The following is a 15,275-nucleotide window of genomic DNA, read 5'->3' as shown; positions in this document are numbered from 1 at the left end:
GCCCAGTTCTTTCCAATTGGGGAACAGCTCGCTCAGGGCGATGGGGTCCATCACGGCGCCGGAGAGGATGTGGGCACCGGGCTCGGAGCCTTTCTCCAGCACGCACACGCCAATCTCGGCCCCGCGCTCGGCGGCCAGTTGCTTCAAGCGGATGGCGGTGGACAGGCCACCCGGGCCGCCACCGACGACGACCACGTCGTAGTCCATCGCTTCGCGCGGGCCTTGTTGTTCCAGGAGAGTGAGGGGGGTTTTCATGGGGGTCAGGTCCAGGTGACGGCAGCGGTGAACATGTAGCCGGCGCCGTAAACGGTTTTGATGATTTTGGGGTTGTGGGGGTCGGTTTCCAGCTTGCGCCGGAGGCGGGAGATGCGCACGTCGATGCTGCGGTCCAGCGGCGACAGGTTGTGCTGGCCCAGCAACTGCTCGCGGGTCAGGATGTGGTGCGGACGCTCCAGGAAGGCCTTGAGCACCTGGGCCTCGGCGGTCCCCAGAAAATGCTCCACCCCTTGGGGGTCGCGCAGGGTGTTGGACGCGCCATCGAAGCCCCAGCCCATGAACGCGGCGTGGCGGCGCTGGCGCGGGGCCCCGCCGTCGGCGGACGGCTGGCGCCGGCGCAAAATGCTGCGCACCCGGGCCACCAGTTCGCGGGCGTCAAAGGGCTTGGTGACGTAGTCGTCGCCGCCCAGTTCCAGGCCCATCACCCGGTCCACGGGGTGGTCCCGCCCGGTCAGGATCAGCACGCCGCAATCGGCGTGCTGGGTCAGCTGCTGCACCAGCTCGATGCCGTCCATGTCGGGCAACCCCAAATCGACGATGCACAAGGCCGGGCGCACCTGGGTCAGCTGGCGCAGGGCGGAGCGGCCGTCGGCAAAACACCGCACCTCGAACTGGTAGGCCGCCAGGGTGCGCGTGAGCAATTGGGCCACGCCGCTGTCGTCCTCGATGACGAAAATCAGCGCGCTGGGGCTGGGGGCGGCAGACGACACGGCACTCATGGGGCTTTGGCCAGCACGTCCAGCAACTCGGCGCGGGTGAAGGGTTTGTTGAGCAGCGGCACCTCGGGCGGCGCGTCGCCGCTGGGCACAAAACCACTCATCAACACGATCTGGGGGATGTGGGCGTGCTGTTGCGCGTGGCGCACCAAGGCAAAGCCGTCGGTGTCGCCGGGCATGACCACGTCGGACAGCAGCAGGCGGATGTCGGGCGTGTGGTCGATCAGCAGGCGGGCTTCGTCGCCGTTCTCGGCTTCGATGACCGAGTAGCCGCAATCCAGCAACTCGCGCCGCAGCCAGCGGCGCACGCTCGGGTCGTCCTCCACCAGCAGGGCCAGGCCCAGGCCGCCCTCGTCGTGCACCTCGGCCCAGGGCTGACCGAGCTCGGCGGGGCGGGGGTCGGTGTGGGCGTCCACTTGCAAGGGCAGCAGGATGGAAACGGTGGTGCCTTCGCCGGGGGCACTGCGCAGGTCGATGGCGCCGGCGGACTGCTGCACAAAGCCGTAGACCATGGACATGCCCAGCCCCGAGCCCTTGCCGGCCGCCTTGGTGCTGAAAAAGGGCTCGAACACCCGGTTCAGGGTAGCGGGGTCCATGCCGGCGCCGTCGTCCTGCACCGAGATCTGGGCGTAGGCGCCGGGGCGCAGGCGCAGGCTCTCGGCGGTTTCGGCGCTCAGTTCCACCCGCGCGCTGCGGCAGGTGATGTGGCCCTTGCCTTCGGTGGCGTCACGGGCGTTCAGGGCCAGGTTCAGCAGCGCGTCGCGCAAGCGGTTGGGGTCCACCTTCACCGGCACCGGTTCGGGTTCGGTATGCGCGTGCAGAACCAGGGTGTCGGGCAGCACGCTGCGCAGCCAGGCGATGGTGGAGCGCAGGCTTTCGTTGATGTCCACCACCTGGCTGCTCAGGGGCTGCTTGCGCGCGAACGACAGCAGGCCGCGGATCAGGTCCGAGCCGCGCTTGGCGGCCTCCAGCGCCGGTTGCAGGTAGTCCGCGGCGTAGGGCCGCAGCTCGGGCTTGTCGAGCAAGGCCGCCAGGTTGCCGTGCACCACGGTCAGGATGTTGTTGAAGTCGTGCGCCAGGCCCCCGGTGAGCTGTCCCAGCGCTTCCATTTTTTGCGCCTGCGCCATGCGGGACTGGGCCAGCAGCTCGTCGGTGATGTCGAAGGTCAGCTCGAAACAGCCCACGAAGCTGCCGTCCGGCGCCTTTTCCGGGATCAGGCTGGTGCGCGCGATGCGCAGGCCCCGGTGCACGGTGCGGGTTTCGTACTCGAAAGTGACCGGCACGCCCTGCACCGCCTGCATCACGTTGGGCCGGATGCGGGCGTAGGTGTCGGCCCCCAGAAATTCGCGCGCGTTGATGCGCTCGGGCCGCGAGGGGTCCAGCCCAAACCATTCCTGATAACCCCGGTTGACGTAGTGGTAGCGGCGGTCGTTGCCGAAATAGGCCACCAGCGCGGGGATGGAGTCGGTGATCAGGCGGATGCGGGATTCGCTGCGCGTGAGGGAATCGGCGATCGACTCGTTGCGCTGCAAGGCCTCGCGCAGCTGCTGGTTGGACTGCAACAAGGCGTTGGTGCGCTCCAGCACCCGGGATTCCAGCCCGGCGTTGTGTTCGCGGTGCTGGGCTTCGCGACGGCGCTGCGCGGTGATGTCGGAATACAGGCTGATGAAACCATGCCGGGGCACCGGCACGCCCTGCACCCGCAGGACGGTGCCATCGGGCCGCGTCCGTTCGATCTCGTGTGCCTCGAAGGCGCGGGCAGCGGCCACGCGGCTGGCCACCTGCTCGTCGGGGTCGCCGGGGCCGTATTCACCGCGTTCAGCGTTGTAGCGGATGAAGCTCTCGAACGGCGCACCGACGTAGGCCATCTCGCTCGGGAAGCCCAGCAGGCGCAAAAAACCCTGGTTCCACGCCACCAGACGCAACTCCGAATCCATCAGGGAGATGCCCTGGTCGATCAGGTCGAGCGCCACCTGCAACGCGTCGTGTCGTTGCGCGCAATCGGGGGCCGGGGCGGGTGGGACCGGGAGGTTCATGCAGCGGGGGGGCGGGCGGAAATGGCCACCCATTCTAGAAGCGGACCACCGCCGGCGGCCGGGCTGCAAACATTCGTCACATTTGCACAAGACTGGCGCAAAGATGCTTGCGGATGATCGGGGTTTCCCCCGCATGGCCGCCACCGCAGCGCCACCGCGCCCGGCGGCACACCCCGCAACGGAGACAATGTGACACGCACCAACCCCTACAACAGCGGCCTGGACAAGAACCCGGCCAACTTCGTTGCCCTTTCGCCGCTGAGCTTCATCCAGCGCACCGCGCGGGTCTACCCCGAGCGGCTCGCCCTGGTGTACGGCGAACGCCGCCAGACCTGGGCCCAAACCTACGAACGCTGCTGCCGCCTGGCCAGCGCCCTGGCCGCGCACGGCGTGGGCGTCGGCGACACCGTGGCGGTGATGCTGCCCAACGTGCCCGCCATGTTCGAAGCCCACTTCGGCGTGCCCATGGCGGGGGCGGTGCTCAACACCCTGAACACCCGGCTCGACGCCGAGGCCATCGCCTTCATGCTGCAGCACAGCGAAGCCAAGGTGCTGCTGACCGACCGTGAATTCGCCACCGTGGTCGAGCGGGCACTGGCCCTGTGCGACGGCCCCCGCCCCTGGGTGATCGAGGTCGAAGACCCCACGGCGCCCGAAGGCAAGCGGCTGGGCGAAACCAGCTACGAAGCCCTGCTGGCCCAAGGCGACCCCGCCCACCCCTGGTCGCTGCCGGCCGACGAGTGGGACGCGATCGCCCTGAACTACACCAGTGGCACCACCGGCAACCCCAAGGGCGTGGTCACCCACCACCGCGGCGCCTACCTCAACGCCGCCAGCAACGTGATCTCGTGGCAGTTGCCGCACCACCCCACCTACCTGTGGACCCTGCCGATGTTCCACTGCAACGGCTGGTGCTTCCCCTGGACCATGGCCCTGGTGGCGGGCGTGAGCGTGTGCCTGCGCCGGGTCGATCCGGCGCAGATCTTCCCGCTGATCCGCGAGCACCACATCACCCACATGTGCGGCGCGCCCATCGTCTACAGCATGCTGATCAACGCCCCCGCCGCGCTGCGCGAAGGCATTGGCCACACCGTGCAGGGCCTGATCGCGGGCGCGGCGCCACCGGCGGCGGTGATCGAAGGCTGCGAGCAGGCCGGCTTCGAGATCACCCACGTCTATGGCCTGACCGAGGTCTACGGCCCGGCCGCGGTCTGCGCCAAGCAAGCCCACTGGGCCGACCTGCCGCTGGCCGAGCGTGCCCAGCTCAACGGCCGCCAGGGCGTGCCCTACCCGCTGCAGGAAGCCGTGGCCGTGCTCGACCCCGAGACCCTGGCACCGGTGCCGGCCGACGGCGAGACCCTGGGCGAAATCTTCTTCCGCGGCAACGTGGTGATGAAGGGCTACCTGAAAAACCCCGAGGCCACCGCCCAAGCCTTTGCCGGCGGCTGGTTCCACACCGGCGACCTGGCGGTGACCTACCCCGACGGCTACGTCAAGATCAAGGACCGCAGCAAGGACGTGATCATCTCGGGCGGCGAGAACATCTCCTCGATCGAGGTGGAAGAGGTGCTCTACAAACACCCCGCCGTGGCCCTGGCCGCGGTGGTCGCCATCCCCGACCCGAAATGGGGCGAAGTGCCCTGCGCCTACGTGGAGCTGCGCCCCGGTGCCGACACCACCGAGGCCGACGTGATCGATTACTGCCGCCAGCACCTGGCCCGCTTCAAGGTGCCCAAGCGCGTGGTGTTCGTCGAACTGCCCAAAACCTCGACCGGCAAGATCCAGAAATTCAAGTTGCGCGAGCTGGCCAAGTCGGCCTCCGCGATCGAGTGACGCCGGTTTCACCCCCTACCCACTTTGCAAAGGAGATCGTGTGAACCACACGCAAAACGAAAAGATTCGGAGCCATCCGAAATTCCAGCAGCTGTGCCAGGAGCGCAGCCGCTATTCCTGGGTCTTGTCCCTGATGGTGCTGGTGCCGTTCTACACCTTCGTGGCCCTGGTGTCGTTCAAGCCCGACCTGTTCTCGGCCAAGTTCATGGGCAGCCCGGTGATCACCGTGGGCTGGCCCATCGCCACCGCCCTGGTCATCGGCGCCTGGTTGCTGACCGGCGTCTACATCCGCCGCTCCAACAGCCGCTTCTAGCAACTGAACAACGACATTTTGAAAGAGGCCGCCCAATGACCGGAACCCTGCTGAAGAACAGCCTGTTGGCGCTCGGCGCCCTGGCCCCCGCCTGGGTGTGGGCGGCCGGTGGTGCGGTGGAGGGCGAGATCGAAAAGCAGCCCATGAACGTCGCGGCCATCGGCATCTTCCTGGCCTTCGTGCTGCTGACGCTGGGCATCACCAAGTGGGCCGCGGGCCGCACCAAGTCCACCGCCGACTTCTATACCGGCGGTGGCGGCATCACCGGCTTCCAGAACGGTCTGGCGATCGCGGGCGATTACATGTCGGCCGCCACCCTGCTGGGCCTGACCTCCATGGTCTTCTTCAAGGGCTACGACGGTTTTGTGTACGCCGTGTGCTTTTTCATCGGCTGGCCGATCATCCTGTTCCTGATGGCCGAGCGCCTGCGCAACCTGGGCAAGTTCACCTTTGCCGACATCGCGTCCTACCGCCTCGACCAGAACCGCATCCGCACCTTCGCGGCCATCGGCTCCCTGACCGTGGTGTGCTTCTACCTGATCGTGCAGATGGTGGGGGCGGGCCAGTTGATCCAGCTGCTGTTCGGCCTGGAATACAACACCGCCGTGGCCGTGGTCGGCGTGCTGATGATGGTCTACGTGACCTTCGGCGGCATGACCGCCACCACCTGGGTGCAAATCATCAAGGCCTGCCTGCTGCTGGGCGGCGGCATCACCCTGATGTGCCTGACCCTGGCGCAATTCGGCTGGTCGCTGGACAACCTGTTCACCAAAGCGATCGAGTCGCACAAGATGGGCGAGAAGCTGATGGTGCCCGGCTCCCTGATGGCCGACCCGGTCGCGGCCCTGTCGCTGTCGCTGGGCCTGCTGTTCGGCACCGCCGGTCTGCCGCACATCATGATGCGCTTCTTCACCGTGCCCAACGCCAAGGAAGCCCGCAAATCGGTGTTCTTTGCCACCGGTTTCATCGGCCTGTTCTTCCTGGTCACCATGGTACTGGGCGCCGGTGCCATCTACATCGTGGGCACCAACCCGGCTTTCTTTGAAGGCGGCCAGCTCGGCGGCAAGCTGATCGGTGGCGGCAACATGCCGGTGATGCACCTGGCCAAGGCCGTGGGCGGCGACGTGATGCTGGGCTTCCTGTCGGCCGTGGCCTTCGCGACCATCCTGGCCGTGGTGGCCGGTCTGGCGCTGGCCGGCGCTTCGGCCATCTCGCACGACCTCTACGCCCGCGTCATCAAAAAGGGCAACGTGTCGGGCGCCCAGGAAATGAAGGTGAGCCGTCTGGCCACCGTGGGCCTGGGCCTGGCCGCCATCGTGCTGGGCATCGCGTTCAAGGACCAGAACGTGCTGTTCCTGGTGGCGCTGGCCTTCGGTGTGGCGTCGTCGGTCAACTTCCCGGTGCTGATCCTGTCCATGTATTGGAAGGGCCTGACCACCCGTGGCGCCCTGTTCGGCGGCCTGGTGGGCCTGGTGAGTTCGGTGGGCCTGGTGGTGCTGTCGCCGGCCGTGTGGGTGAAGGTGCTGGGCAACGCGCAAGCCATCTTCCCCTACGACCACCCGGCGCTGTTCTCGATGACCGCCGCCTTCGTGGCCACCTGGCTGTTCTCGGTGACCGACAAGAGCGACCGGGCGATGAAGGAAATCGCCGCCTTCGACGACCAGTTTGTGCGCGCCCAAACCGGCTTCGGTGCGGCCGCTGCCCACGACCACTGACCCCCCACCGGGGGCGACAGCCCCCGGAGAACGAACCAGAAGAAACACCCCCCATCCGAGGAGGAGACATGAACGAACAATGCGGCCACGACATTGAAGACCTGCGCGTCGGCATGAGCGCGAGCTTCGCCAAAACCATCACCGAAGCGGACATCGTGCTCTTCGCCGGCGTCTCGGGCGACAACAACGCGGTGCACACCAACGAGGCATTCGCCAAGACCACCCTGTTCGGCGGCCGCATCGCGCACGGCTTCCTGACCGCCAGCGTCATCTCCGCCGCCGTGGCCAACCGGCTGCCCGGCCCCGGCACCGTGTACCTGGGCCAGCAGATGCGTTTTCGGGCCCCGGTCAAGCCCGGCGACACGGTCCAGGCCACCGTCACGGTCAAGTCGGTCGACCTGGCCAAGGCCCGCGCGGTGCTCGACACCGTCTGCCGCGTCGGTGACCTGGTGGTCATCGACGGCGAGGCCACCGTGATGACCACCTCCCAGGCGCGGCGCGCCACGGCCGCCGCATCGGCCCACTGAGCGGCCACCCACCCCCGATTCCACAGACAAGGACCCCACCATGAGCTACCAAGCCCCCGTCAAAGACATGCTGTTCGTGATGCAGGATGTCGCCGGCCTCGGCCAAGTAAACCAGTTGCCCGGTTTCGAGGACTACGACCTCGAGACCGCCCAGGCCGTGCTGGAAGAATCCGCCAAGTTCTGCCAGGACGTGGTGGCGCCGCTGAACGCCGCCGGCGACAAGGACCCGTCCAGCTTCGCCAACGGACAGGTGCGCACCACCCCCGGCTTCAAGGAGGCGTTTGCCCAGTTCGCCGAAGGCGGCTGGCAAGGCGTGGCCCACCCCAGCGAATTCGGTGGCCAGGGCCTGCCCAAACTGATCGCCACGGCCTGCGCCGAGATGCTGCACGCCGCCAACCTGTCCTTCGCCCTGTGCCCGATGCTGACCGATGGCGCCATCGAAGCCCTGCTGACCGCCGCCAGCGACGAACTCAAGCACAAGTACGTGGAAAAACTGGTGTCGGGGCAATGGACCGGCACCATGAACCTGACCGAGCCGCAAGCCGGCTCCGACCTGGCCGCGGTGCGCACCCGCGCCGAGCCCCAGGCCGACGGCAGCTACAAGCTCTTCGGCACCAAAATCTTCATCACCTACGGTGAGCACGACATGGCCGAGAACATCGTGCACCTGGTGCTGGCCCGCCTGCCCGACGCCCCGGCCGGCGTCAAGGGCATCAGCCTGTTCGTGGTGCCCAAGTTCCTGGTCCATGCCGACGGCACGCTGGGCGCGCGCAACGACGCGCACTGCGTGAGCATCGAGCACAAGCTGGGCATCAAGGCCAGCCCCACCGCGGTGCTGCAATTCGGCGACCACGGCGGCGCCATCGGCGAGATCGTGGGCGAGCCCAACCGCGGGCTGGAGTACATGTTCATCATGATGAACGCCGCCCGCTTCGCCGTGGGCATGCAGGGCATCGCCGTGTCCGACCGCGCCTACCAGCAGGCCGTGGCCTACGCCAAAGACCGCGTGCAGAGCCGCGACCTGGCGGGCTCGCCGGGGCCGGTGGCCATCATCCACCACCCCGACGTCAAGCGCATGCTCTTGACCATGAAGGCCCAGACCGAAGCGGCCCGCGCCCTGGCCTACGTGGCCGCCGCCGCCAGCGACGCCGCCCACCACGCGCCCGATGCGGCCGAGCGCGCCAGCCAGCAGGCCTTCTACGAATTCCTGGTGCCCATCGTCAAGGGCCACGCCACCGACCTCTCGGTCGACATCACCAGCCTGGGCGTGCAGGTGCACGGCGGCATGGGCTTCATCGAGGAAACCGGCGCCGCCCAGCACTACCGCGACGCGCGCATCCTGTCCATCTACGAAGGCACCACCGCCATCCAGGCCAACGACCTGGTGGGCCGCAAGACCGTGCGCGACGGCGGCGAACTGGCCAAGGCCATTTGCGCCCGCGTGGCCGCCACCGAACAGGACCTGATGGCCCGCCCCGACGAAGACACCCTGGCCATGCGCCTGGCGCTGCAGCGCGGCCGCCTCGCGCTGGAAGCGGCGATCGACTTCATCGTCCAGCACGCCAAAACCCAGCCCAAGGCGGTGTACGCCGGTGCGGTGCCCTACCTGCGCCTGGCCGGCGTGGTGCTGTGCGGCTGGCAAATGGCCCGCGCGCTGATGGTGGCCCAGGAGCGCATCGACCAGGACCCCGACTTCTACCAGGCCAAGGTCACCACCGCCCGCTTCTACGCCGACGCGCTGCTGCCCCAGGCCGAGGCCTGGGCGGCCGCCATCCTGGGCGCTGGCGGCACGGTGGACCGCATGGCGATCGGGCACTTCTGAGCCCGGCGGGGCAGCGCCCCGCCACCGTCATGTGATTTTCATGAAGCTGACACAGCCAGGCCCCAGGCTGTGGACCCTGAACGACTCCCGTCACCAGCGTCCCCCTCATGAAAAGACTTGAACGTATCGGCATCGGTGCCCGCCTGTCCCTGGGCTTTGGCACCATGCTCCTGGCCATGGCCTTGTTGTCCGCACTGGGACTGGCCTTCCTGCTCCAGCTCAGCGAGCTCAGCCGCGTGCTGTACCAGGACAAGGCCATGCCGCTGCAGCAGCTGTCCACCCTCCAGTACCTGACCCAACGCAACCGCGTGCTGGTGATGGACATGCTGATCAACCCGGGCTCGGACAACGTGGCCCAGCACAGCCAGGAATTCGAGCGCAACCTCCAGCAGCTCCAGACCACCTGGACCCAGCTGGGCACGGCCAGGGAATGGGCCGACTTGCACCGTGCGTACCAGGCCTACCTGCAGGAAGGCCTGCAGCCGGCCCATCTGGCGATGTCGCAGAACCGCTACGACGACGCCCAGGAGCTGTACCTGAACCGGGTGGGCCCCTTGGCCACCCCGCTGCAAAAAGCGCTGGACCAGCTGCTGACGGCCAAGCTCCAGGAAGCCGAACAGGCCCACGCCTCGGGCGCCCGCAGCGCGCGCTGGGTGGTGGGCCTGCTGCTCGGCATCGCCTTGAGCGCCCTGGGGATGGGCATCTTCCTGTCGCGCGCGATCACCCGCTCGATCACCGGGCCCCTGCGCGACGCGCTGGGCATTGCCAGAACCGTGGCCGAAGGCGACCTGACCACGCGCGCCCAGGCCCGCGGCCAGGACGAAGCGGCCGAACTGGTGCGAGCGCTGATGTCCATGCAGTCCAGCCTGGGCGGCATCGTCCGGCAGGTGCGCGAGGGCAGCCAGCACATCGCCAGCAGTTCGGTCGAAATCGCCAACGGCGGCGTGGACCTGTCGCAGCGCACCGAGCAGCAGGCCGCTCACCTGGAAGAAACGGCCGCGGCGATGAAGGAGCTGACGTCCGCACTGGCCCACAACGCCACGACCGCCCAGCAGGCCGCCACCCTGGCACAGGCGGCCCGCCTGGCGGCGACCGGTGGCGGCGAGGTGATGGGCCAGGTCGTCGCGACGATGAACGCGATCAGCCAAAGCAGCCAGCAGATTTCGGACATCACCTCGGTGATCGACGGCATCGCCTTCCAGACCAACCTGCTGGCGCTGAACGCGGCGGTCGAAGCGGCCCGGGCCGGCGAACAGGGTCGGGGCTTCGCGGTGGTGGCCACCGAGGTGCGCAACCTGGCGCAACGCAGCGCCTCGGCCGCACGGGAAATCAAGGCCTTGATCGCCGCCAGCGCGGCCCGGGTGGACACCGGGACCGGCCTGGTCAACGACGCCGGCCAGCGGGTGCAGGCCATCGTCGAACAGGTGCTGGGGCTGTCGCAGCTCATCGAGCGCATGGCGCGGGCGAACCAGGAGCAATCGGACGGCGTGGCGCAGGTCGGCCACGCCCTGGAGGGCCTGGACCAGATGACGCAGCGCAACGCCGCCCTGGTGGAAGAAAGCGCCGCGGCGTCGGAAAGCCTGCAGCAGGCCGCGGCCCAGCTGGCCACGCTGGTGCAACGCTTCCGGACGGGCGACGCACCGGGCCTGGTCGCGCTGCAGGCGGGGTAGCCGCCCGCACTGCCTGTTTTTTCACCACCCCCAAGCCACCCGTTGAAAAACAAAGAATTGCGGCGATTCCCGGGGACTTATCCACAAGTTTGACCACGCCGCCTGGGGACGGATTGGGACATTTGTGTGAACACCCCCAGGCATTCTGGGCCCTGCCCCCGCAGGGCGCCGGGTGTCACAGCCCTGCCACAGAGCCCGGGCAGAGTGGTGGGCTTGTCTGTTCACACACCGCTGTTGCCCATGATCCGTACCCCCTTGTCCTGCGCCGTCCTGGCCGCCCTGATCTTCCCCGCCTCGGCGCAAGAAGCGCCACGCCTGTTCCAGCGCATCGCCACCTTCGCTGCGGCCAGCAACCACGACCCGGCCCAATTGGCGGGCAAAAAGTCGGTGGCCGAAATCGTCGCGGCCACGGCCGACGGCCAGATGCTGGCCTACACCGACAGCGAACAGAAAGGCCTGGGCCTGGTGGACCTGCGCGACCCGACCCAACCCCGGCCGGCGGGCTTCGTGCCCCTGAAAGGAGAACCGACCTCGGTCGTGCTGACGCAGGGCCGCGCCCTGGTGGCGGTGGACCAGACCGAATCCTTCTTCAGCCCGCAAGGCGAACTGGCGGTGGTGGACCTGGCCAGCCGTGCCGTGGTGGCCCGCTGCCAGCTTCAGGGGCAACCGGACTCGGTGGCCCTGGACGCGTCGGCCCGGCACCTGGTGGTGGTGCTGGAAAACCAGCGCGATGAAACCCTGAACAAAGGCGCCCTGCCCCAGTTGCCGGGTGGCTCGGTCAACATCATCCCGCTGGAACGCGGCCTGCCAGACTGCACCCGCATGCACCCCGTGGGCCTATCGGGCCTGGCCGCGGTGGCCGGCAACGACCCGGAGCCGGAGTTCGTCAAGGTCAACCGCCAAGGTGTGGCGGTGGTGTCGCTGCAGGAAAACAACCACCTGGCCCTGGTGGACGTGGCCCAGCGCCGGGTGCTGCGCCACTTCAGCGCCGGCACGGTGGACCTGCAGGGTGTGGACACCCAGCGCGACGGCGTGATCCGCCCGGTGAACACCCTCCAAGGCGTGGCCCGCGAGCCCGACGCCGTGGCCTGGCTGGACGAGCAACGCTTCCTGACCGCCAACGAAGGCGACTACCGCGGCGGCTCGCGCGGCTTCACCATCTTCCGCCAGGACGGCACGGTGGAGTACGACAGCGGCGCCCTGCTGGAACACCTGGCGATGCGCCTGGGCCACTACCCCGAGCGCCGTTCCGCCGCCAAGGGCAACGAGCCCGAAGGCGCCGAAGCCGCCGTGTTCGGCCAGGACCGGCTATTCTTCGTCGGCTCCGAGCGCGCCTCGCTGGTGTTCGTGTTCCGCGACCGCGGTGCGAACCAGACGCCCGAGTTCTTGCAAGCCCTGCCCACCGGGGCCGGACCCGAAGGGCTGCTGGCCGTTCCGCAGCGCGATCTGTTCGTGGTTGCCTCGGAAACCGATGGTGCGGCGCGCTCCGGTCTGAGCATCTACCGCCGTGGCCCTGGGCCCGCCGCCTACCCGACACTGGTCTCGGCCGACGCCGCCGACGGCACGCCCATCCCCTGGGGCGCGATTTCGGGCGCCGTGGCCGACCGCCGCGCCCCCGGCCAGCTGTGGGCCGTGACCGACAGCGCCTACAGCCAGACCCGGCTGCTGCAGATCGACACCCAGGTCACGCCCGCGCTGATCCGCCGGGCCCTGACCGTGACGCAGAACGGCCAGCCCCTGGCCCTGGACGCCGAGGGCATCGCCCAGCGGGCCGACGGCGGCTTCTGGATCGCCTCCGAAGGGGACCCGGGCAAGAAAAGCGGCGCCTTGGACGACCTGCTGGTGCGGGTGGACGCCCAGGGCGCGGTGCAGGAAACCGTGAAACTGCCCGAGGTGCTGCGCCGCGCCGCGGTGCGCTTCGGCCTGGAAGGCGTGGCGGTGACCGGCGAAGGCCGCGACGAAACCGTCTGGCTCGCGGTGCAGCGCGAATGGAAGGACGACCCCAAAGGCCACGCCAAGATCCTGCGCTACCAGCCGGCCACCGGGGCCTGGGGCGTGTACCACTACCCCTTGACGCCCACCCAGGCGCGCGACGGCTGGGTCGGGATGTCGGAGATCACCGCAGTCGGGCCCGACACCTTCTGGGTGATCGAGCGCGACAACCAGTTCGGCGACGCGTCCTTCAAAACGCTGCAGGCCTTCTCGGTGGCCGGACTGACGCCGGCGCAACCGGGCGCGGCCCAGGTGCCCGTGCTGAGCAAGCGCCTGGTGCACAACCTGGTGCCGGCGCTGCAGCAGGCCCGGGGCACCGTGCTGGACAAGGTGGAAAGCCTGGCGGTGGACGGGCAGGGCCAGGTCTTCGTCATCACCGACAACGACGGTGTGGACGGCTCCAACGGCGAAACCCAGTTCCTGCGCCTGGGCCGGCTGCGCTGACGCCCGGCGACGGGGCCCGCCAGCCCGCGGCTGGTGGCCAGGCGGGTGACGCGGGTCAGGGGAGCGCTGGCGGGGTGCCCGGCCCCAGGTTCGTGTGGGCGGTCTGCGGCAGCAGACCGTACAGCCCCACCCGGTGGGCCAGTTCCACCGCGGACTGCACCTGCAGCTTCTCGAAAATATTGGCGCGGTGGAATTCGACGGTGCGCTGGGTGATGCCCAGGTGGTCGGCGATGTTCTTGTTGTAATGGCCCTGCAGCAGCTCGGCCAGCACCTCACGCTCGCGGGTACTCAGCGCGGCCACGGCTTTCTGGAAACGCAGGCGTTCGCCAGCATCGGCCTGCAGCGCCAGCGCGGCCCGCTGCGCCTTGGCCACCCGGTCCACCAGCAGGTTGTTCTGGAAGGGTTTTTCCAGAAAATCCCAGGCGCCGTTTTTCACCGCCGCCACGGCCATGCCCACATCGCCATGCCCGGTCAGGAACAGCACCGGCCAGGGCCAGCCCAGGGCCTTGAGCTGCTCGAAGGTGGCCAAGCCGGACAAGGGTTCCATGCGGATGTCGAGCAACACCACGCAGCAGGGCCAGCCGTCGCCCTGGGGCTGGCGCATGGCCTGCAGGAAGGCGTCACCGCCCGACCAGGCCCGCACCGGCAGGCCGCGGGAGTCGAGCAGCCAGGCCAGGCCGTCGCGGAAGTCCGCGTCGTCATCGACGATGTGCACGGTGGGGGTCATGGGTTCAGTGGCAGCCACAGGGTGAATTGTGCCCCGCCCAGCGTGGCACTGCGGCCCACTTCGATGCGGCCGTGGTGCGCCTCCACGATGGAACGGCAAATGGCCAGCCCCATGCCCATGCCCCCGGGCTTGCGGCTGTGGAAGGCCTCGAACACCTGGGCGTGTTGCTCGGGCGGCACGCCGGGGCCGCTGTCTTCGACGCGCACGGCGGCTTCGGCCTCGGTCGCCCACCAGGACACCCGCACCCGTGCCGGCCCGCTCGGCCCCTGACCGGCCCACTCCAGCGCGTTCAGCACCAGGTTGTGCAGCGCGTGCTCCAGCAGCAGGGCGTCGGCCGGCAGCACCGGGTCGGTGGCCGGCGGTTTCAGCGCCAGGGCCACGCCCTCGGGGCCGTGCACCTGCGCGACCACGCGGCGCACAAAGCCGTTGAGCGCCAGCGGCTGGCGCGTCATCTCCTGGCGCCGGGCGAAGGCATTGACGCGCTGGATCACCCGGCCGGCCTTGTCGGCCATGCGCGCCATGCGCTCGACCACCGGCACGATTTCGTCGGCGCCGATGCGCCCGGCCTGCAGGCGGTTGAGCAGGCCGGTGGCGAAGCTGCTCAGGGCCCCCAGAGGCTGGTTCAATTCGTGCGCCAGGGTGGACGCCACCTCGCCCACCACCACCAATCGGCCGCTGGCTTCGAGCTGCTCCTGTTGCTGCGCCGCCAGGCGTTCGATGCGCTTGCGCTCAGTGATGTCGAGCACCGAACCGATCCAGCCGATCTGGCGGCCGTCGGGCTGGGTCAGGGGCGCGGTGTGCAGCAGCACGTCCAGCCCGTGCCCGTCGCGGTGGCGCAGGCGCACCTCCCGCCCCTCACGGCCGGCGTCGCCGGGCGGTCCCCATTCCTCGCCCTGGTCGGGTGGCCAATGGGGGCCGGGACCGGTGCGGCCGAGCAGTTCGGCCGCCGACCAGCCCACCAGTTGACAAAATGCCTGGTTGACGAACAGCAGGCGGCCGTCCATGTCCCAGGCGCGCAGCCCCAACGCGACCGAGCGCTCCATGGCGCTGCGCAAGGCCATCTGGGTGCGCAGGCGCGATTCGGCGCGGCGGCGCTGGGCCACGTCGCGCCACAGGAAGGCCAGGGCGGCGGCCATGCCCAGCAGGCACACCAACGCCGCGGCGAAAAACGCCCGTGGCGCCAGCGCGGGTTGGTCCTGCAGCC

General features: G+C 68.8%; 12 protein-coding genes. 7 read left to right on the top strand and 5 right to left on the bottom strand.

Features of this window, described 5'->3' with window-relative positions; translation table 11 throughout:
- From CON77_RS11150 to CON77_RS11140, 3 genes are all read right to left on the bottom strand, one after another.
- The coding region (locus CON77_RS11150; protein ID WP_157826923.1) for an NAD(P)/FAD-dependent oxidoreductase at positions 1-255 on the bottom strand (255 nt) is incomplete at its 3' end.
- A 5-nt stretch (positions 256-260) separates the two neighbouring features.
- Positions 261-995, bottom strand: a complete 735-nt coding sequence (locus CON77_RS11145) for a response regulator transcription factor (RefSeq protein ID WP_101049214.1) — start codon at positions 993-995, stop codon at positions 261-263.
- Entirely contained in the window at positions 992-3,028 is a 2,037-nt protein-coding gene (locus CON77_RS11140; protein ID WP_101049213.1) for a PAS-domain containing protein, read from the bottom strand. Before CON77_RS11140 ends, CON77_RS11145 begins: the two co-directional genes overlap by 4 nt.
- Before the next feature lie 189 nt (positions 3,029-3,217).
- Between CON77_RS11140 and CON77_RS11135 the strand changes: the two genes are divergently transcribed.
- The 7 genes from CON77_RS11135 to CON77_RS11105 all read left to right on the top strand — a co-directional run bounded on the left by CON77_RS11135 (position 3,218) and on the right by CON77_RS11105 (position 13,344).
- Complete coding sequence (locus CON77_RS11135; protein ID WP_101049212.1) at positions 3,218-4,861, top strand: acyl-CoA synthetase; 1,644 nt, start codon at positions 3,218-3,220, stop codon at positions 4,859-4,861.
- A gap of 40 nt (positions 4,862-4,901) precedes the next feature.
- The gene (locus tag CON77_RS11130) at positions 4,902-5,174 is read left to right on the top strand and encodes a DUF485 domain-containing protein (protein WP_101049211.1); all 273 of its coding nucleotides are present in this window, start codon (positions 4,902-4,904) and stop codon (positions 5,172-5,174) included.
- Between the two features lie 35 nt (positions 5,175-5,209).
- Positions 5,210-6,889 (top strand): cation acetate symporter, encoded by a 1,680-nt coding sequence (locus CON77_RS11125; RefSeq protein WP_101049210.1) that lies wholly within the window; start codon positions 5,210-5,212, stop codon positions 6,887-6,889.
- 68 nt (positions 6,890-6,957) lie between these two features.
- Positions 6,958-7,416, top strand: a complete 459-nt coding sequence (locus CON77_RS11120; RefSeq protein ID WP_101049209.1) for a MaoC family dehydratase — start codon at positions 6,958-6,960, stop codon at positions 7,414-7,416.
- 40 nt (positions 7,417-7,456) lie between these two features.
- Positions 7,457-9,238 (top strand): acyl-CoA dehydrogenase, encoded by a 1,782-nt coding sequence (locus CON77_RS11115; protein ID WP_101049208.1) that lies wholly within the window; start codon positions 7,457-7,459, stop codon positions 9,236-9,238.
- A 107-nt stretch (positions 9,239-9,345) separates the two neighbouring features.
- Positions 9,346-10,908, top strand: a complete 1,563-nt coding sequence (locus CON77_RS11110; protein WP_101049207.1) for a methyl-accepting chemotaxis protein — start codon at positions 9,346-9,348, stop codon at positions 10,906-10,908.
- A 240-nt stretch (positions 10,909-11,148) separates the two neighbouring features.
- Positions 11,149-13,344: an esterase-like activity of phytase family protein gene (locus tag CON77_RS11105; protein WP_101049206.1), complete on the top strand. Its 2,196-nt coding sequence runs from the start codon at positions 11,149-11,151 to the stop codon at positions 13,342-13,344.
- Between the two features lie 55 nt (positions 13,345-13,399).
- Here CON77_RS11105 and CON77_RS11100 read toward each other — a convergent pair whose 3' ends face one another.
- Positions 13,400-14,071, bottom strand: a complete 672-nt coding sequence (locus tag CON77_RS11100) for a response regulator transcription factor (protein ID WP_101049205.1) — start codon at positions 14,069-14,071, stop codon at positions 13,400-13,402.
- On the bottom strand, positions 14,068-15,275 hold a 1,208-nt coding region (locus tag CON77_RS11095; protein WP_157826922.1), incomplete at its 5' end, for a two-component system sensor histidine kinase NtrB. The genes CON77_RS11100 and CON77_RS11095, both read right to left, overlap by 4 nt.

Source organism: Macromonas nakdongensis (assembly GCF_002837145.1).
Lineage (GTDB): Bacteria > Pseudomonadota > Gammaproteobacteria > Burkholderiales > Burkholderiaceae_C > Macromonas_B > Macromonas_B nakdongensis.
Note: the sequence above shows the minus strand (reverse complement) of the source record. Positions and strands in the feature narration are given on the sequence as shown.

Bases quoted from the DNA above. Each gene is read 5' to 3' on its own strand.
- CON77_RS11115 (WP_101049208.1), top strand. From the start codon at position 7,457: ATGAGCTACCAAGCCCCCGTCAAAGACATGCTGTTCGTGATGCAGGAT.
- CON77_RS11110 (WP_101049207.1), top strand. From the start codon at position 9,346: ATGAAAAGACTTGAACGTATCGGCATCGGTGCCCGCCTGTCCCTGGGC.
- CON77_RS11105 (WP_101049206.1), top strand. From the start codon at position 11,149: ATGATCCGTACCCCCTTGTCCTGCGCCGTCCTGGCCGCCCTGATCTTC.
- CON77_RS11125 (WP_101049210.1), top strand. From the start codon at position 5,210: ATGACCGGAACCCTGCTGAAGAACAGCCTGTTGGCGCTCGGCGCCCTG.
- CON77_RS11120 (WP_101049209.1), top strand. From the start codon at position 6,958: ATGAACGAACAATGCGGCCACGACATTGAAGACCTGCGCGTCGGCATG.
- CON77_RS11100 (WP_101049205.1), bottom strand. From the start codon at position 14,071: ATGACCCCCACCGTGCACATCGTCGATGACGACGCGGACTTCCGCGAC.
- CON77_RS11145 (WP_101049214.1), bottom strand. From the start codon at position 995: ATGAGTGCCGTGTCGTCTGCCGCCCCCAGCCCCAGCGCGCTGATTTTC.
- CON77_RS11140 (WP_101049213.1), bottom strand. From the start codon at position 3,028: ATGAACCTCCCGGTCCCACCCGCCCCGGCCCCCGATTGCGCGCAACGA.